Source organism: Ruegeria sp. CJ9, from assembly GCF_056536625.1.
In genome coordinates this window covers 1-17,967 of the sequence record NZ_JBQFPY010000017.1, presented here as the reverse complement: position 1 = coordinate 17,967, position 17,967 = coordinate 1, and the positions used below count along the sequence as shown (strand labels likewise).

Sequence of the window (17,967 nt, the reverse complement as noted above, 5' to 3'; positions counted from 1 at the left end):
TGAAGGATTGGCGGCGTGTGGCAACCCGCTACGACAGGTGCCCGAAGGTCTTCCTGTCAGCAATCGTCCTCGCAGCACTCGTTATCTATTGGCTATGAGTCCTGACCCTAGTCAACGTTCGAACCAAGGCTAACCTTCGGTCTGATACTTCTCCAAAAGTGGGAGCATCACGATGTTTTCTATATGCGAAGTAGGCGCCAGCTCGGTGTCAAGCTGGATTGCTCGCAAAAAGTGCGAGTATCCAGCCCCGAAAACACTCCGTCTTGCGCGACTAGGACTGTACTCCAACCCCGTGCCGCTGCACCAAGGATATCGGTATGAAGAGTGTCACCGCACATCGCGATGCGTTCGGGCGGAACTCCTGGAAGTGTGGCTTCGACCATTTCAAATACTTCCGGAAATGGCTTGCCAAAGAACCTGATGTCTTGAAGGCCCTCATCTGCAAGCAAATGCCCGTAGTGACCGGGCTCCAGTGAGAACCCGAAGTCTCGTGGCGCTGCCAGATCAGCATTTGCGATCACCACTGGGCGCGGGTTGGCCAACAAGCTGTCGCAAAGCATGGATTGTTGAGATTGTCGCCAGATTTCGGTCGAGAGAAACAAGAAACCGTCAGCCCGGTCAAAGTCTGCCTGGTCTGCCTCAAGCCTGATCGTCTCGGATAAGATGTCCGTCAGGTCGTCAGACGGCGAGGCGATGCAGCCCCACAGACCGTCGTTCAAGTTTGCCAAGGCTGCGTCTCGGCTGGTTACAATCTCATCTGCATCAACCTGCATTCCGAGCTTCTGAAATTTTGCAGTCGCGCCCTGGTGATTATAGCTGGCAGCATTAGAAAGAATGCGAATCTGGTGTCCGCCCTTCCTGAGCTCTTTCAAACGAGCTGCCGCGCCGGGAATCGGAGTTTCCCCAACATTTAGAACGCCAAAAGCATCAAAAACAAAGGCGTCTACTTCGTTGCCAATATCCAGAAGTGACTCGATATCCAGAGTGGCTGCAGTGAATGTTGCTTTTGGAAGCCTGGGACGTATGGACTGATAACGCGAAAATATCGAGTTGGCGTCAAGCATGTGTCCAAATGTCCTTTTTTGATGGGCGCCCCCGACAGGTTTGACGCAATCCGGAATGTAACATCAACAAAAATAAATGGAAGAAAAAACAACATTTTGAGAAATCATTGCCAAGGAGTTTCGAGATTTCATGCGAAAAATACTGATTGATATAACTTTTTCGAAGATTGCAGCCAAGGCGCCCTTTAAGGTTTTATGTGGCTTTGACTAAAAAATGTTGTTTTGTTGTTTTTTGGTGGTATGGTTTTGGCAACTTGAAGGGGGATATATGGCGTCAAAAAAGATCAGACGGAGGGATTTAATCCAGCAGGTCGTGCAAGAGCGTGGCGGTGTCAGTGTGGGGGCCTTAGCGGAAATGCTAGGGGTCTCGACGCAAACCATCCGCCGTGATCTGGACATTTTGTGCGACGGTGCAAACCTGCGACGCGCGCACGGGCGGATCGAGTTGGCTGAAAGCCGTTTGAATACACCGTTTGATCAGAGAGCCGGAACGAACTTACGTGGCAAACGGTCGGTTTCCGAACTTGTTGCGAGCATGATCCCAAACGGAGCAAATGTGTTCCTATCGATCGGATCGACCCCGCTCGAAGTGGCCAAGGCACTGTCCGGCCACCAGGAGTTAACGGTCATCACGAACAACCTGAGTGCCGCGATGGCGCTGAGTAATGAAATCTCAAACCGTATCCTTTTGCCAGGAGGCGAGCTGCGCCTGCCCGATCGTGATTTTATAGGCGAAGAAGCAACCGATTTCTTTGACAGGTTTCGCGCCGAGTTCGCAATATTTGGCGTTGCCGGTGTGGCGCATGATGGTGGGTTGTTAGAATTTCATCCGGCTGAGGTTCGGGTAAGAATGAAAATGCAGCAGCACGCAGCCAAATCGATTCTCGTAATTGACAGTAGTAAATTTGGTCGCATTGCGCCGGCATTGGGCGGCAACATCTCGGATGTCGACGTGATCGCATGCGACCGTCGTCCGGCTCCTGAATTTTCCGATCTCGCAGACAGTTTGGGCGAAGCCATTTCTTACTCACAAGGAGAGCGCTGAATATGGCAGAACCGTTTGTTCACGTTGACAATATTGCTAAGCGCTGGAATGGGCAGCTTGGCGTCGAGAATATTAATCTTTCAATCCCGCGTGGTTCGTTCGTAGCGCTGCTTGGGCCTTCGGGCTGTGGCAAATCAACGACGCTGAGATTGCTGTCCGGACTGGAATTGCCGGATGAGGGGCGGATCGTCATTGACGGGCGCGACATCACAACTTCTGCCCCTGCAGAACGCAATCTGTCGATGGTGTTCCAGTCTTATGCTTTGTTCCCGCATCTGAGTGTTGCGGAAAACGTTGTCTTTGGCCTCAAGGTGCGAAAAGTCGGCGCGGCGGAACGGCGCGAGAAACTGACCCGGGCACTCGAGATCACTGGCTTGCTTGGCTATGAGCAGCGTAAGCCGGGGGAATTGTCGGGGGGTCAGCGCCAGCGTGTGGCGCTCGCACGTGCGATCGTGGCAAACCAGCCGCTGTGCCTGATGGATGAGCCGCTTTCGAACCTTGATGCCAAGCTGCGCGCCTCGGTGCGCAAGGACATCAAAAAACTTCAGGTCGATTTGGGCATCACCGTGGTTTACGTCACGCATGACCAAACCGAAGCGATGAGCATGGCCGACATGGTCGTGCTGATGAAAGACGGCCATATCCAGCAGACAGGTTCACCGGAAGAGCTTTACTACAAGCCTGCTAACACCTTTGTCGCCGAGTTTGTCGGTGCCCCGCCAATGGCGCTGATCAAGTCTGAAGGCGTGCCGGGATTTGAGCGCGCAACGACAATTGGCCTTCGCGCCGAGGCGGTGAAGGTGGTGGAATCGGGCAAGGGCAGGCTGACTTGTAAAGTATCGGAGTGCGAATTCCTGGGTTCCGAAACATTCATTGGCCTGTCACATCCTGCTGCCAATGGTCTGACCGTGTCCATGCCCGGACTGAAACATATTCCGGCAGGAGAAGATCTGGAGATCAGCTTTTCCGATGAAGACCTGCATTTTTTTGACGACATGGGCAAGCGACTGGCCGGGTAGGTCAAGCAACTGAACTTTGGAAAGACAAGAATAACTGTCATCACTGGGAGGAAAAAATGAACGTTATTAGAAAGATAAGTTTGGCTGCCGTCTCGGCCACCGCGCTGGCTTCAGCCGCGGCGGCAGAGACGGAACTAACCATGTATTATCCTATCGCGGTTGGCGGCGCGCTGACCGAGGTAGTAGATGGCATCGTTGCCGATTTTGAAGCTGCCAACCCTGACATCAAGGTCAACGCGATCTATTCAGGCAACTATGACGACACGCGTGTGCGTGCCTTGTCCGCACTTGCATCGGGTGAACCGGCTCAGCTGGCTGTGATGTTCTCAATCGATGCCTATGATCTGATCGAGCAGGATCTGATCGTGGCCTACGAAGATATCGACGGGGTTAACCCGGACTGGCTAGACAGCTTTTATCCGGCGTTGATGGCCAATGGCCGGATCGAGGGCAAAACTTGGGGCATTCCGTTCCAGCGTTCAACTATCGTTGCCTATTACAACAAGGACCAGTTTCGTGCGGCAGGTCTTGACCCTGAGGCACCGCCCAAGACCTGGGACGAGCTGATCAGCATGGGCAAGGCACTGACCAACGACGACACCTATGGCCTGATGATCCCATCGACAGGCTATCCCTATTGGATGTTCCAGGCGTTGGCGATCCAGAACGGCAAGGAGGTGATGTCCGATGACGGCCTGACCACCTATTTCGATGACGAAACCGTTGTCGATACGTTGGAATTCTGGCAGTCGCTGTCGCAGGAGCATGGCATCATGCCCACTGGCACCGTTGAATGGGGTACCCTGCGGCAGGCGTTCCTCGAAGGTCAGACCTCGATGATGTGGCATTCGACCGGCAACCTTACGGCTGTGAAGAACAACGCCAGTTTTGACTTTGGCGTCGCCGAGCTTCCGGCCAATGTGCGGCTGGGTTCGCCTACCGGCGGCGGCAACTTCTATGTTTTCAAGGAAACATCAGACGAAGAGCGCGCGGCGGCCATGAAGCTGATCGAATTCATGACCTCACCCGAGCAAGCGGCAGCGTGGTCCATCGCGACCGGCTATATGGGCGTGTCTCCGGCGGCGTATGAAACCGAGGCGCTGAAATCCTATACAGAAGAGTTCCCACCCGCTCTCGTTGCCCGAAACCAGCTGGAAAATGCGGTTGCCGAGTTCTCGACCTTTGAAACCGCACGCGTGCGTGAGGGTTTGAATAACGCAATTCAGGCGGCTTTGACCGGCGCAAAATCGGCTGAAGACGCGTTAGGAGAAGCCCAGACATCGGCTGTGCGCCTGCTGCGTGATTACCAGTAACCTCAACTCCCTGGCGTCGGGCAGAGATGCCCGACGCACCTAACCTTGAGGGTCGCTATATGGCAGAGCATGTGAATATCGAGCGTCGTCGACAGGCCATCTACGGTTGGATCCTGTTGTCTCCAGCGGCAATTCTGCTGACGACCTTTGCGTTTTATCCTTCGCTTGCGACCTTGTGGTCGAGCTTGTTCAGCCGAGAAACCAGAAGACGCCCCCGCGAATTTGTCGGCGGCGAGAACTATGCCGACCTGTTTGCCGATCCAACCTTTTGGAAAGTTGTCGTGAACAACTTGATCTATGCGGGCGCGACCATCCCTATTTCTATTGCAATTGCGCTTTCGATGGCGCTTTGGGCGAACTCCAAGATCCCGGCGCGCGGGTTTGTACGCACCGCCTATTTCACGCCCACGGTCTTGCCAATGATCGCAGCGGCTAACCTTTGGCTGTTTTTTTATACTCCCGGATTGGGTGTGCTCGACCAGATCGGCGGTCTGTTTGGCCTTCCCTCAATCAACTGGCTGGGGCAGCCTGAAACTGCCCTGTGGGCTGTAATTATCGTGACGATCTGGAAAGAGGCTGGGTTTTTCATGGTCTTCTATCTGGCGGCCTTGCAGACGATCCCCGAGGACCTCAAGGAAGCTGCCGACATTGAAGGCGCCAGCCGCTGGACCTATACGCGCAGGATTGTGCTGCCGTTGTTGATGCCGACGACGCTATTTATCATGGTCAATGCGTTGATCAACTCTGTGAAGTTGATCGATCATTTGTTCATCCTCACCAAGGGCGGGCCCAACGACGCCTCCAAGCTTATCCTTTATTACATCTGGGAAATGGCCTTTGCCTTCTTTGATGCGCCCCACGCAGCGGCAATGACCATCCTGGTGCTTGTCGTGCTTGGCGTAGTTGCCGGCGTCAAGTTCACCATTCTCGACAAGCGGACCCATTACCAGTGAGCGGATTTTCCAGACATATCGAATCCTTTGGCGCATTGTTGTTGGCCGTGATCTGGATTTCCCCGCTGGTCTTTGCCTTTTGGGCGGCTTTCCACAGCACCTCTGACGCGGTCAACTTTAACATCACGTCGCCATGGACGCTCGACAATTTCCGCACCGCTTGGGAGGGGGCGCCGTGGCTACGCTATTTCCTCAACACCTTCCTTTTAGTGACGGTGATCCTTATTGGTCAGTTCTTCGTCACGACGCTGGCAGGATTTGCCTTCGCCCAGGTCCAGTTTCCGGGTCGGGATTTCGTGTTCATCCTAGTGCTGATGCAACTTTTCATCCTGCCCGAAGTGTTGATCGTGGAAAACTATGCAATGGTTTCACGCCTCGGATTGTTTGACACGATTCTTGGCGTCGGAATGCCCTATATGGCCTCTGCCTTTGGCATTTTCCTAATGCGGCAGGCGTTTAAGGGCGTTCCTATAGAACTGCATGAGGCAGCGCGCGTCGAAGGCTGCGGCTGGTTCGGAATTCTTTGGCGAGTCTACGTGCCCTTGGCACGCCCGACATATCTTGCTTATGCGTTGGTGTCGGTATCGACCCACTGGAACAACTTCCTCTGGCCGCTCATCGTGACCAACTCGCCCGACACACGACCGCTGACGGTTGGCCTGTCGATCTTCGGCGCACCGGAAAATGGTGTGGATATAAGCGTCATTTCGGCGGCAACGATGATGTCCGTTGCGCCCTTGTTGATCGCGTTCCTCGTGTTCCAGCGTCAATTCGTTCAGGCCTTCCTGCGCGCGGGGATCAAATAGTCATGGCGACATTTCTTCATCTAAGTGACTTGCACGCGGTATCGCGCGGCGATTTGTGTTCAGGCGTGCTTGATACCCGCGCGATCCTGATTGGGGTCATCGACCGATTGATCGAAAGAGGCGAAGCTCTTGGCCCGCTCGACGCGGTTCTAGTCACTGGTGACGTTAGCGAAGATGGCAGCCCGGACAGTTACGATTTCGCGCGCGCACAACTGGAGCGGTTTGACCTGCCGATTTATGTTGTTCCTGGAAATCATGATGCGCGCAAGCCAATGCAAAAGGCATTTTCAGGTTTGGACATCATGCCGGTGGACGGGCTTATTGATTGGGCGGACACAGTGGGCGATACCCGTGTTATCGGGCTTGACACGCTGGTTGAAGGACAGGGCGGTGGCAGGCTGCGCGTGGAAAGTCTTAATTTTTTGGAGCGGGAGCTTTCTGGGTCTGACGGGCCGGTTGTCGTTATGTTGCATCACCCGCCATTTAGCACCGGAATTGATTTCATGAATGTTATCGGATTGGAAAACCATTCCGATCTGGCAGAAATTCTTGCAGTGCACTCCGGAGAGATCACGGTGTTGGCTGGGCACGTCCACGGCGTTCACATTGGCCGCGTTGGCGGTCACGTTGCCATTACAGCGCCGGGCCTTTGCAGCGGTTTTGCACTGGACCGACGCGCGGTGGCTCCGGTTGGGTTTTTTTCTGGACCTACGGGTTGCGCAGTTCTCGAGACCGGAAAGAGCGGTACATGGAGCGCTGTTTCGCTAGACACTGCCGAGGGACCGTTTTCATTCTAAAGCGGACTTCGTGGCTCAGGAAACGAACGGCAAGTTTGTCCGCATTGCTGATATTCGCTGCAACTGCATTTTTCGTAATTGTGCACCTTCACGCAGTGCGAACAATGCAGCCAGCGCCTGATCAACAAAAAGTGCGTGCCAAGGTGTAACTTATCATCGCGGCCATGGCTTGGCACCCGCTGCCTCCCTCTCGGGACATTGTTACCGCAATGCCCTGCCGGGAAGTGGATGATGGGCGCGGATCACGGTGCTGTCGATCATTTGCAGATTGTGAGGAACGGCTTTGCTTTGGTTCAAAGTATCCATGATCGACTCCCATAGCAGGTCGGACAGGTAAAGACCTGAAAACACCGCTTCAGCGGATCAATAATTTTGCGCAAAACCGCTTGATTGGGAAGACCTCGTTACCGAAGTCCTGACCCTAACCGACGTTTTGCTCGGTGACGATTTCCCCAAACCTGTCAAAAAACTTGGCTGAAAGTTTTTTTGCAGTACCTGCAATCAACCGGCTGCCCAATTGCGCTATTTTTCCGCCGATTGTGACCTTGGCAGTATAGGATAAAACCGTTTCCTCGCCCTCCGTGCTAAGATTGACATCCGCACCCCCTTTGGCAAAGCCCGCAGCGCCACCTTTTCCTTCACCGGTCAGGGAAAACTCATCCGGAGCATTGGAGTTGTCCAACGTCACTTCGCCGCTGAACCGAGCCTTGACGGGGCCGATTTTGAGCACAACTTTGGCCTCCAAATGCTCGGGAGAATGCTGGATCAATTCCTCACAACCGGGAATGCACTCACGCAACACATCCGGATCATTTAGCGCTCGGTACACGACGTCACGCGGAGCAGAGATTCGGATTTCGTCATTTAGTTCCATTTGAGAGTCCTTTACTCAACAGCATCTTGGGAAAACGCGAAGTGCGGTCTCGGTCGCCTCTTCCGGGGTCTGTTCCGGCTTCACAGTCCGAAAGGACTGCAACCATTTACGCCATTTTTTCATCATGCGATGTCTCCTTGGAATTGTCTGAATTCCGCCAGAGGATGATCTCGGCGAGGATCGAAAGGGCGATTTCGTGCGGGTCGATTGCATGGATATCCAGACCGGCCGGTGACTTGAGTCGACTGGTCTGCTCGACGGTCATTCCCTGCACTTGCAACCTCTCGCACAACACCTTGGCCTTTCGGTGGCTCGCGACCATCGAAACGCGTCGTGCTGGTGATTCAAGCGCAGATTTCAGCGCTGCACCATCGCCCTTCCCCTGTGAGGCTACCACCGCGAAATCGCGTGGTTCAACCCCCAATGCGCTTAGGTCATTCGGATCAAACCCGATGAATTCCACCGAGCTTTCTGAACCTTCAGGCAAGCAAACACGCAACCCGGACAGCGCCGCGTGAGCGGCAAGCGCATGTGCAATCGGAGAGTCTCCAAATATGATCAGGCGCGGAGTGTGCTGATACGGCTCGATCAACAAGTCGACAGTTCCGCCCGAAGGACAACCGCTTTTGAAGGTCTCAACACCATCCGGATCTGTCATCGCCACTACCTTTTCCGAAGGTTTCACGCGGATCATTTTCGGAATTCCAACTGCAAGTGCCTCCTGCGCCGATGCGCGTACGACGCGCTGCACGCACGCTCCACCCAGGTGCCCAAAAATACACCCGTCCCGCGTAATCACGGCCTTGCCACCTGCCTTGGCCGAGGTTGCGTCGGCAGTTCGAAGGACAGTTGCCACGCAAAAGGCGTCACCCTTTTGACGCAACTCCTCAATCGTGTCGAAAATGTCGAAACCTGCCATAGCCGTGTCCTTTCACAGTTTTCGGAATTCGGGTTCCAACGCCGACAGCGCGTCGAGCGTGTTGGCCGGTAAGTGCGCATCCAGATACGGCTCCGCAGCCTGCATGGCAGCAGCAATGGGCTGATAGTCTTTCCATCCTTTAAGAGGGTTCAGCCAGACGATCCGCCGCGCCTTGCGTCGAACCTGAGCCAGCGCTTCTCCCAAGGCTTCAGGTGACGAGCTGCAATAGCCGTCCGAGAGGATCAAAACGATCGTCCGCCCGTTCAATGCCCGGGCACCGTATCCGTTCAGAAACTTCTCAAGGCTTCCCGAGATGTCGGTACCACCGCCGAACCCTTCGGCCATGAGTGATAGCCGTCCAGCCGCGCGCAGTGTGTCGTGATCGCGCAGTGCATCAGTCACACGCATCAAACGCGTGTGGAACAAATAGGCGTCTGCCTCAGCTCCACTACCGATCAATCCTTTCAAAAAGGCCAAAAAGACCCGCGAATAGACAGCCATGGAACCGCTGACGTCACACAAGGCCACAATCCTCATTGGGCGTGATGGGCGAGCGCGGCGATACAGATCCATCGGCTCTCCTCCTCGTGCAAGGCTGGCGCGTTGAATCCGGCGCATGTCCAAAGCAGAGCCCCGCAGAGCTTGCTTTCGCCTACGCGAGCGGCGGTCGCGGATGGCGCGTGCGATGGCGGTCGCGACCTGTTCCGCCTGCCTCAGGGCGTCTTCATCCATCAGTTCGCGCAAATCCCGGCGCGACAGGTTGGCCGTACGGGTTGCGATTAGCTTCCCGTCTCTCCCCACGGCCTCCCCATCGCCGGTATCAGGTGCGGCGGCCTGATCCGTGCCAGTCTCGGATTCCTGACTATCCTGGCTCTCTTGCTGCCAGATCATCGGCTTTGCAGATTGAACCCGCACATGCGCGGTTTGGGCGGTTCCCGTGCGTTGCTTGCCAGTGTTGAACCAATAGGCTTCGAACAAATCATCGAACCGCCGCCAATCGTCGACGTCGCCAGCCAGCAACGCGCAAAGTGCCTGCTGGGCCTGTCTGACATCCGTCGCCTCAACCGCCGCCAGCGCACCCAAAGCGTCCCCCGTTTCAGCCGGACCAACTCGCATCCCGTTCATACGCAAATGTTCGATGAAGCCGGACATGCGATCCGACAGACCAGATGCGCGAGAGGGGAAGCGGGTGACCTGCATCACGCCACCTTTCCGATCAGGCGATCCATCACTTCAGGCGGAGCTGCGTCATAGTCGGCTGCAGTTTTCAAAAGACAAACAAGGGTTGCCTGAACGTCTTTGCGGGACTGCGCCATGTCGTTGACGCCCAGCCCTGAAAGAGCGGCCGCCCAGTCCAGCATCTCGGCGATGCCGGGGGTCTTTTCCAAGTCCTCTTTGCGCAGCGCCTGCACAACGCTAATAATCTGGCGCGCCAACAGCCCTTCGACTGCGGGCATGCGAGCTTTCAGGATCGCCATTTCCGTTTCACGCGATGGGTAGTCGAGGAAACTATACAGGCACCGACGCCGCAGCGCGTCCGACAAGTCCCGAGTGCCATTCGCCGTCAGAATCACGATGGGCCGCGAACGCGCCTTGATGGTGCCGAGTTCAGGGATCGTGATCTGAAAGTCCGACAAAATTTCGAGCAGATAGGCCTCAAACTCCTCATCCGCCCTGTCGATTTCATCAATCAGCAGAACAGGTGGTTCTTCTTCGCTGATTGCTTCCAGCAAGGGTCGCTTTAGCAGATAATCATCGTTGAACAACTGCGCTTCGCTGGTGCCACCCTGTGCCTCGCTTGCGCGAATAGCCAGCAACTGGCGCTGGTAGTTCCACTCATAAATCGCATGGCTGGCATCGAGCCCTTCATAGCACTGCAACCGGATCAACCGCGCGGCGCGCTGTGCTGCCAACGCCTTGGCGACCTCGGTTTTACCGACCCCAGCCGGGCCTTCCAGCAGCAGTGGACGCCCAAGCGTCTGCGCCAGATGCAACGCCATAGCCAATCGGTCGTCGGCAACATAGCCCACCTCGGCGAGGCCTTGCTGTATGTCCTGCAAGCTCATGCCATTCTCCCGGATTGCCGCCGCACCAAGTTTCGACGCGACGGCCTTTCCTGTTAGCCGTGCATTCCAAGACCATTGGCGATCTTCCAGATGCGCCAGTGATCATGCGGCATGTGGCTTTGAACAAGGCCAAATGGGCGGAAAGCATCATGCACCGCGTTCGAGAACGCAGGCACACCGCCGACATTCGGGCTCTCGCCCACGCCCTTGGCACCGATCGGGTGATGCGGAGATGGCGTCACCGTGTGATCAGTGGTGTAGTTGGGCGTCTCCCACGCGGTGGGCAAGAAGAAGTCCATCAACGTACCGGTCTTGACGTTGCCCATCTCATCATAGGCGATTTCCTGACCCATAGCGATGGCCAACGCCTCGGTCACGCCGCCATGGACCTGACCTTCGATGATCATGGGATTGATCCGGGTCCCGCAATCATCCAGCGCATAGAACTGCCGGACCTCCCATTCGCCGGTATCGACGTCGATCTCCATGACGCAGATATAGGCCCCGAACGGGTAGGTCATATTCGGCGGGTCATAGTAGCTTACGGCCTCCAGACCGGGTTCCAGCCCCGGAATGGCCTGATTATATGCGGCAAAGGCGATTTCTTTCATCGTCTTGAACCGCTCAGGCGCACCTTTGACTGAGAACCGATCCACGTCCCACTCAACGTCGTCGTCATGCACTTCCAGCAAGTAGGCTGCGATCATCTGCGCCTTGGCGCGGATTTTGCGGGCGGCCATCGCCGTTGCCGCGCCGGCCACGGGTGTCGACCGAGACCCATAGGTACCAAGCCCATAAGGCGCGGTATCAGTGTCGCCTTCTTCCAGCGTGATGTCATCGGCAGGCAGGCCGATCTCGCTGGCGATGATCTGAGCAAAAGTCGTAGCATGGCCCTGACCTTGGCTGATCGTCCCCAGCCGTGCGATGGCGGAACCGGTTGGGTGAATCCGGATTTCGCATGAGTCGAACATTCCCAACCCAAGGATATCGCAGTTCTTGACTGGTCCAGCCCCGACGATTTCGGTGAAATGCGTCAGACCGATGCCCAGCAGTTTGCGGGTCTTTCCGGCTTTGAAGTCCTCGATCCGTTGCGCCTGCTCCGCCCGCAGACCATCATAGTCCACGGCCTTCAGCGCTTTGTCCCAAGCGGTGTGATAGTCACCCGAGTCATATTCCCATCCCAGCGCGGACTGATATGGGAACTGATCCTTGCGGATAAAGTTGATCCGGCGTAACTCGGCCGCGTCCATGTTCAGCTTGATGGCCAGAACCTCGATCATCCGCTCAATGAAATACGCAGCCTCGGTCACCCTGAACGAGCAACGATAGGCGACACCGCCCGGTGCCTTGTTGGTGTAAACCCCATCCACAGCCAGATAAGCGGTGGGGATGTCATATGACCCGGTGCAAATGTTCATGAACCCGGCCGGGAACTTCGTTGGGTCGGCACAGGCGTCAAATCCACCATGATCTGCTGTGGTATGGCACCAGAGACCAGTGATCTTGCCATCCTTGGTCGCAGAGATCTTGCCCTGCATCCAGTAGTCGCGGGCAAAGGCGGTAGACATAAGGTTTTCCATCCGATTCTCGACCCATTTCACCGGTTGACCGGTGACAATAGAGGCTACAACCGAGCAGACATAGCCCGCATAAGCACCAACTTTGTTACCGAAGCCGCCACCGATATCAGGGCTGATCACCCGGATATTGTGCTCGGCGAGACCAGAGATCAGCGACACTACGGTTCGGATCGCGTGCGGGGCCTGGAATGTACCATAAAGCGTAAGCTTACCGGTTACCTTATCCATCGAAGCCACACAGCCACAGGTCTCCAGCGGACATGGGTGGGTCCGGTGGTAATAGACCATCTCTTCGGCCACGACATCCGCCTCACCCAGCACGGCTTCCGTCGCATCTTTGTCGCCCTGTTCCCAAGTGAAAATGTGGTTGTGATGCTTGCGCGGGCCATGGGCGCCCTCGGTCTGACCCGCAAGGTCTTCACGCAGTACAACGTCCGATTTCAGCGCCTCGAACGGGTCGGTCAGAACGGGCAGTTCTTCGAAGTCAACCTCGACCAGTTCTGCCGCATCCGCTGCGATGTATCGATTTTCAGCAACGACATAGGCGACTTCTTGGCCCTGGAACAGAACCTTGCCATCGGCCAGCACCATTTGCTTGTCACCTGCCAGCGTCGGCATCCAATGCAAACCCAGCGGAGCCAGATCCTCGGCTGTCAACACAGCAACAACGCCGGGCACGGCCAACGCGGCCTCTTTGTTCACACTGACAACGCGGGCATGAGCATAGGGCGAGCGGACAAACGCGCCAAACAGCATCCCGTCCAGCTTGATGTCATCGACGTAGTTGCCCTTGCCTTGGGTAAAGCGCACATCCTCGACGCGTTTGCGCGAGCTACCCATCCCTTTGAGATTGGCGGCGCGTTCTTCGGGGGTCATGGTTTGATCGTTCATTCCGCGGCCTCCTTCTGAGCGTTCAGCATGTCAGCTGAGGCCGAGATCGCCTTGACGATGTTCTGGTATCCGGTGCATCGGCACAGGTTGCCAGCCATACCAAAGCGGATTTCTTCCTCGGTTGGGTTCGGGTTTTCCTGCAGCAGACGATGCGCGCGGGTGATCATGCCCGGCGTGCAGAAGCCGCACTGCAGCCCGTGATGTTCGCGAAACATCTCTTGCAAAACGCCAAGGCTACCATCGTCATTGGCCAGCCCTTCGACGGTTGTGATATCGGCCCCGTTCACCTGCGCCACAAAGGTTGTACAGGACTTGACGGACTTGCCATCAATATCCACGGTGCAGGCCCCACAATGGCTGGTTTCGCATCCAATATGCGGACCGGTGATTTTCAGATCTTCCCGCAGGAAGTGGATCAGCAGCGTGCGCGGCTCGGCCAGACCTTCGACCTGTTTGCCGTTCACTGTTAGTTTTACGTGCATTTTTGACATGGTTGTTCCTCCCCTCAACTCGCGCGGCTTTGCGCACGGTCGATGGCGCGGCGCAGCATCACGGCGGCCACGTGTTTCTTGAATTCGATGGGACCGCGGTTGTCAGCCACCGGGTCAATTGCGTCGAGCATTGCGGCGACGCAGCCGCTGACGTCTCCGTCGGCCAGCGCATTGCTTGCGCTTTCGGACCAGATGGGCGTGTCCGCAAGGTTGGTCATCGCGACCGAGGCCTGTCCGTTGCCAACCATCACTGCCGCTGCGGCCGTCGCGTAATCGCCGATCTTACGTTTCTGCTTCTCGTACGCCTGACCCACCCCGGAGCCTGGCACGGGGATCGAAATCCGGGTCAGGATTTCCTCATCCTCGCGTGCAGTAAAGTACGCGGCCTCATAGAAATCCCGTGCTGCCACACTGCGGGTGCCGTCAGGTCCCGATAGTTCAAACGTGGCGTTCAGGCATTGCATCAGGCCCGGCATGTCGTTGCCCGGGTCGCCATTGGCGACGTTCCCGCCAACAGTGCCAACATAGCGCACTTGAGGGTCCGCGATCTGCAAAGCCGCCTCGCGGATCAATGGAACGGCCGAAGCCAGACCATCATGGGTTATCAACTCATGTTGAGTTACCATCGCGCCAAGTGTGACGGTATCAGAACCGACCTCGATGCCCTTCAGCTCATCAATGGCTTGCAGATCAACCAGATGGCCCATCTCGGCCATGCGCAGCTTCATCATCGGGATCAGGCTGTGCCCGCCCGCAATGACGCGCGCCTCATCTCCGTGTTCCTGTAGAATGCCGATGGCCGTGGCGATGTCGCCTGGCCGGTGATACTCAAAACCGGCTGGTATCATGTTTTTCCTCCCTGGGTCCGAGCGGTGTGCCTTGGGGAACCTGCGAGGTAGGAAAGAACGTGTGACTTAATGCTTCCAGCGATCGGAAACAGGTCGCGCAGCTTGTTTCACGAAATGCGAATAGGCTGCATGAACTGCGATCAGAGGCCTAGAGCCTCGCGAATGTCCGTCAGGCGGGACCGGCTGACCGGCACTTTGGTCAACGCGTCGACCCCGTCAAAATAACAGGTGCCGTTGTCCTTGTGACGTTCAAAGCTAGAGACGTGTTTGGGGTTCACCAGATAGCTGCGATGGGCGCGCAAAAACCCGTCTGGTTTCAGGCGGTTTTCGGCCTCGGTGATCGACCATGGACAGAATAGTTTTTCAACACCCATATAGAGAACAGTATAATGCCCCTCGGCCCGGATGGCGGCAACGCTGGCGGGTTCCGTGAAATATGTCTGGCCTTCACGCTCGAACGGAACACCGGCGCGCAAGGTTGCGGGTTCCGGCGTGCGTTCGGGCGCCAGCTTTTCCTTCGGTTCGATGAACGAGATCCCGGTCAGCAGAAAAGCTCCGCAGATCAGGAAAACAGAAACGGTGACGCCCATCGCCAGAACCTGATTGTCCAGCGCGGGCCCCGCACCGCCGGCAGCGTCACTTGCCACAAAATCGGTCAGACCGGTCGCCACAAAGTGCATAGTAAAAACGGCCAACCCAAAGCAAACTGTGCCCAGCAGAATATTGCGTTGCGTGCGGTTGCCATAAGCAACCCAAATAGCCGCGACCGATAGGATCACCGAGGCCAACGTCGCCAGAGCTACGTCCAGAACATTGTATACGGGGCGGCATAGCTGCATTCCCGCCATGCCAATGTAGTGCATCACCACGATGCCCAGCCCCACGATCACCCCCGATCCGATCATCGTCTGAGGCGTACGCGGACGGAAATGCAGCAACAGCAGCGCCAGCCCGACCATCAGGATCGCTACAAGCGCAGAGATCAGAGTGATCAGAGCGTCGTAGTAAAACAGTATCGGCAGTTGCAGGCCCAGCATGGCAACGAAATGCATCGACCAGATACCGCCGCCCAGAATGACCGCAGCCAGAGCAACGACAAGCTTGCGGCGCTGGCTATCCAGCCGGGACGCGCCATGCGTCAGATAAAGGCCGGTAAATCCGGCCATCAGCGCAACGGCCAAAGAAGCCGCGACAAGCCAGGCGTTGTGCGAATAGTCCAGCATATAGGTGTACACGCCCTCCCCAGCGCGTGTCTGACGTTAGCAAACTGAAATTCCCGGCACAATCTACTCTGATCGGACTGCAGTAGCACGCGCAGAGGAATTCGAATCAGTCTCAGTGAGGCTAGCAAAGCTGTCCTGTGTCCGGCACCGAGTTCGCGCCATTCGGCAGCAGCGGTGGAACGTGTCTGCACGAAAGTGTCCTGGCTGAAGAGGGATCGCTCATAGTTAATGTGGTTGCAGTTCTAGACATGAAAGGTGGCGATTACGGTACATTCCATTCAAGTTGCGTCCAGGCAAGCTTCGCCGCTGCAGATATTTTGCCTGCCTCCTACTGCTACCGACCTATCCGGGCGATCACGATTTTAAGTTCGCGCCAGACCGGAGCAAAGATCCAGTTAGCCCAAAAGCTACGTGACCAAATAGGCGAGAACGCGTTTGAACACTTCGCGAATACACTGTCCATCTTCGGATCATTAAATCGCCTTGCGGCCCGTCCCACGTGCCTTGTTGTCCAGATCCCAGCCCGTGCCTCAACTGGCCCCTTGAGGAGTTTAGCGCGGTTTGCGAGGATTTCTTGGATCAATCCCGAAAGCGCCCCCTTATCGAATAAGGTGATCTTTTGCAATCCAAGTGAACATCGGGTTATGGCTCGTCACGTCCGGGAGAGCTTTATGAGTGAAAAATAACGCGATGACCAATAGGGCTGTAATGCTCGACTGCGTTATATTGAAGAGCGCGGCGATTGGGTTGATTACCCCTGCCCTATTCCTTGGCTTGGCAATTGAATCCGACACCTTGCATCGCTGTTCGACGCCGACAATTACACGTAAGGAACACCGCGCGTAGATGGGTTCGCTAGACTGGGCTCCTTCGGGCCCTCTCCAACATGCTTAGGACCCTTCAAACAGATCTAAAGTGGTCCGGTAAGACGGTGAACCAGACGCCTTAGAATCCGATTCATTTAAGGCTTGAGGCAAATTTAACTCAAATATATTGACACTCTCCTGAAGTGGTTGATAAACGGTTAAAAAAAGAAGTGCTCCCTTAAAACGAGTATAAAAATAATTAGCTTAAGGCTCTTGAGCAGTTATGTTTGATTTTAATTTACCCGAGCACGATCTCGGGGAATCCACCGCCTTTGCGCGGGCTCCAGCCTCTGCACCAAGTGTCTTTTTTGCCTTGGCAAAACGTGCGTTTGATCTTGTCCTGAGCGTATTTGTTCTGTTGCCTCTCGCGGTGTTTTTTGGAATCGTCCTGCTCGTCTTGAACCCAATTTGGAACAAGGGGCCTCTATTTTATTCTCAGGTGCGTATGGGGAAAAACTGCGAACCATTCACAGCATACAAGTTTCGCAGCATGCGCCCGACCAAGAAAATTGAACGGGGTGCTGATTGCCCGTTGGAAGAGGACAGAATTACCCAGCTTGGTCGCTTCTTGCGCAAGTCCCGCATTGATGAATTACCGCAAATCATTAATGTTTTCAAAGGTGAAATGAGCTTGATAGGCCCTCGACCGGATTACATCGAGCATGCCCGAGAATATATGTCGCTTATACCCGGATACCAGGCGCGTCACCTTGTGCGCCCCGGAATCAGTGGCTGGGCGCAGGTTGAACTTGGGTATATCGAAGGTACAGATGCGACACGCCGAAAAGTAGAGGCAGATCTGTACTACATCGCAAATACCGGGCTTATCATGGAAGCTTGGATCGTGTGGCGCACCATTTCGATCATGCTACGCCGAAGCGGAGCTTGAGCAATCTCCGTCGGTAGAGGCTTTCGGAAGATCCGTATTTTTCCAGCGATCAAAATCTGAGACGCCTGCCGCAGATCAGGCAAGCTGATCAAGCTTAAAGAAAGTCAGGAAACTATGGCCTTCTACCCTTTTTCGAAGGGGAGATGGCTTGGGCATGACTCTACTTTAGGATGTTTTAAAAATGCCCAAAAAATGGGTATCAAACTGTCTACTTGCAGAATTGCCACAAGGTGTTTTGTGGATATTTTTTTTGGCGGATTGTTTCGGGACGTTTGTTTTGAAAGTTGTTAGTGAGGCGCCGATCGAAAAAGCGATAGATTGAC

The 17,967-nt window shown here is 55.5% G+C and carries 16 protein-coding genes and 3 pseudogenes; 9 read left to right on the top strand and 10 right to left on the bottom strand.

The window, feature by feature from the left end; all coding sequences use genetic code 11:
- Positions 1 to 98, top strand: a pseudogene (locus ACR0AJ_RS20750) (IS5/IS1182 family transposase); the annotation flags it as partial.
- A gap of 81 nt (positions 99 to 179) precedes the next feature.
- On the opposite strand, the gene ACR0AJ_RS20745 reads toward ACR0AJ_RS20750, so the two are convergent.
- Entirely contained in the window at positions 180 to 1,064 is an 885-nt protein-coding gene (locus ACR0AJ_RS20745; protein ID WP_170352100.1) for an HAD-IIA family hydrolase, read from the bottom strand.
- Between the two features lie 214 nt (positions 1,065 to 1,278).
- Here ACR0AJ_RS20745 and ACR0AJ_RS20740 point away from each other — a divergent pair.
- The 7 genes and pseudogenes from ACR0AJ_RS20740 to ACR0AJ_RS20710 form a co-directional block, all read left to right on the top strand.
- Positions 1,279 to 1,509: pseudogene (locus ACR0AJ_RS20740) on the top strand (DeoR family transcriptional regulator); the annotation flags it as partial.
- Complete coding sequence (locus ACR0AJ_RS20735; protein WP_438826491.1) at positions 1,510 to 2,109, top strand: DeoR/GlpR family DNA-binding transcription regulator; 600 nt, start codon at positions 1,510 to 1,512, stop codon at positions 2,107 to 2,109. It begins immediately after the preceding pseudogene.
- A 2-nt stretch (positions 2,110 to 2,111) separates the two neighbouring features.
- Positions 2,112 to 3,128 carry an ABC transporter ATP-binding protein gene (locus ACR0AJ_RS20730; RefSeq protein WP_170352098.1) on the top strand — a complete coding sequence of 339 codons (1,017 nt, stop codon included), beginning with the start codon at positions 2,112 to 2,114 and terminating at the stop codon, positions 3,126 to 3,128.
- Between the two features lie 56 nt (positions 3,129 to 3,184).
- Positions 3,185 to 4,441 (top strand): ABC transporter substrate-binding protein, encoded by a 1,257-nt coding sequence (locus tag ACR0AJ_RS20725; RefSeq protein WP_170352097.1) that lies wholly within the window; start codon positions 3,185 to 3,187, stop codon positions 4,439 to 4,441.
- 59 nt (positions 4,442 to 4,500) lie between these two features.
- The gene (locus tag ACR0AJ_RS20720) at positions 4,501 to 5,394 is read left to right on the top strand and encodes a carbohydrate ABC transporter permease (protein WP_480741824.1); all 894 of its coding nucleotides are present in this window, start codon (positions 4,501 to 4,503) and stop codon (positions 5,392 to 5,394) included.
- The gene (locus tag ACR0AJ_RS20715) at positions 5,391 to 6,200 is read left to right on the top strand and encodes a carbohydrate ABC transporter permease (protein ID WP_170352096.1); all 810 of its coding nucleotides are present in this window, start codon (positions 5,391 to 5,393) and stop codon (positions 6,198 to 6,200) included. The genes ACR0AJ_RS20720 and ACR0AJ_RS20715 overlap by 4 nt, the downstream gene beginning before the upstream one ends.
- A gap of 2 nt (positions 6,201 to 6,202) precedes the next feature.
- Positions 6,203 to 6,997, top strand: a complete 795-nt coding sequence (locus ACR0AJ_RS20710; RefSeq protein WP_170352095.1) for a metallophosphoesterase — start codon at positions 6,203 to 6,205, stop codon at positions 6,995 to 6,997.
- A 216-nt stretch (positions 6,998 to 7,213) separates the two neighbouring features.
- Here ACR0AJ_RS20710 and ACR0AJ_RS20705 read toward each other — a convergent pair.
- The 9 genes and pseudogenes from ACR0AJ_RS20705 to ACR0AJ_RS20665 form a co-directional block, all read right to left on the bottom strand.
- Positions 7,214 to 7,318: pseudogene (locus ACR0AJ_RS20705) on the bottom strand (IS5/IS1182 family transposase); the annotation flags it as partial.
- 100 nt (positions 7,319 to 7,418) lie between these two features.
- A complete protein-coding gene (locus ACR0AJ_RS20700) occupies positions 7,419 to 7,871 on the bottom strand; it encodes an SRPBCC family protein (protein ID WP_170352094.1) in 453 nt (150 codons plus the stop codon).
- A gap of 106 nt (positions 7,872 to 7,977) precedes the next feature.
- Positions 7,978 to 8,790 (bottom strand): XdhC family protein, encoded by an 813-nt coding sequence (locus ACR0AJ_RS20695; protein WP_170352093.1) that lies wholly within the window; start codon positions 8,788 to 8,790, stop codon positions 7,978 to 7,980.
- Between the two features lie 12 nt (positions 8,791 to 8,802).
- Positions 8,803 to 9,990 carry a vWA domain-containing protein gene (locus ACR0AJ_RS20690; RefSeq protein ID WP_170352092.1) on the bottom strand — a complete coding sequence of 396 codons (1,188 nt, stop codon included), beginning with the start codon at positions 9,988 to 9,990 and terminating at the stop codon, positions 8,803 to 8,805.
- Entirely contained in the window at positions 9,990 to 10,856 is an 867-nt protein-coding gene (locus ACR0AJ_RS20685) for an AAA family ATPase (protein WP_170551244.1), read from the bottom strand. Before ACR0AJ_RS20685 ends, ACR0AJ_RS20690 begins: the two co-directional genes overlap by 1 nt.
- Before the next feature lie 53 nt (positions 10,857 to 10,909).
- Positions 10,910 to 13,327, bottom strand: coding sequence for an aerobic carbon-monoxide dehydrogenase large subunit (locus ACR0AJ_RS20680; RefSeq protein WP_170352090.1), 2,418 nt, complete (start codon positions 13,325 to 13,327; stop codon positions 10,910 to 10,912).
- On the bottom strand, positions 13,324 to 13,818 hold the full coding sequence (locus tag ACR0AJ_RS20675) for a (2Fe-2S)-binding protein (RefSeq protein WP_480741821.1): 495 nt from the start codon (positions 13,816 to 13,818) through the stop codon (positions 13,324 to 13,326). Before ACR0AJ_RS20675 ends, ACR0AJ_RS20680 begins: the two co-directional genes overlap by 4 nt.
- A gap of 14 nt (positions 13,819 to 13,832) precedes the next feature.
- Positions 13,833 to 14,666, bottom strand: coding sequence for an FAD binding domain-containing protein (locus ACR0AJ_RS20670; RefSeq protein ID WP_480741819.1), 834 nt, complete (start codon positions 14,664 to 14,666; stop codon positions 13,833 to 13,835).
- Between the two features lie 140 nt (positions 14,667 to 14,806).
- A complete protein-coding gene (locus tag ACR0AJ_RS20665; protein WP_480664433.1) occupies positions 14,807 to 15,889 on the bottom strand; it encodes an MHYT domain-containing protein in 1,083 nt (360 codons plus the stop codon).
- Positions 15,890 to 16,978: 1,089 nt separating this feature from the next.
- Between ACR0AJ_RS20665 and ACR0AJ_RS20660 the strand changes: the two genes are divergently transcribed.
- Positions 16,979 to 17,644 (top strand): sugar transferase, encoded by a 666-nt coding sequence (locus ACR0AJ_RS20660; RefSeq protein WP_170352088.1) that lies wholly within the window; start codon positions 16,979 to 16,981, stop codon positions 17,642 to 17,644.
- Positions 17,645 to 17,967 lie beyond the last annotated feature (323 nt).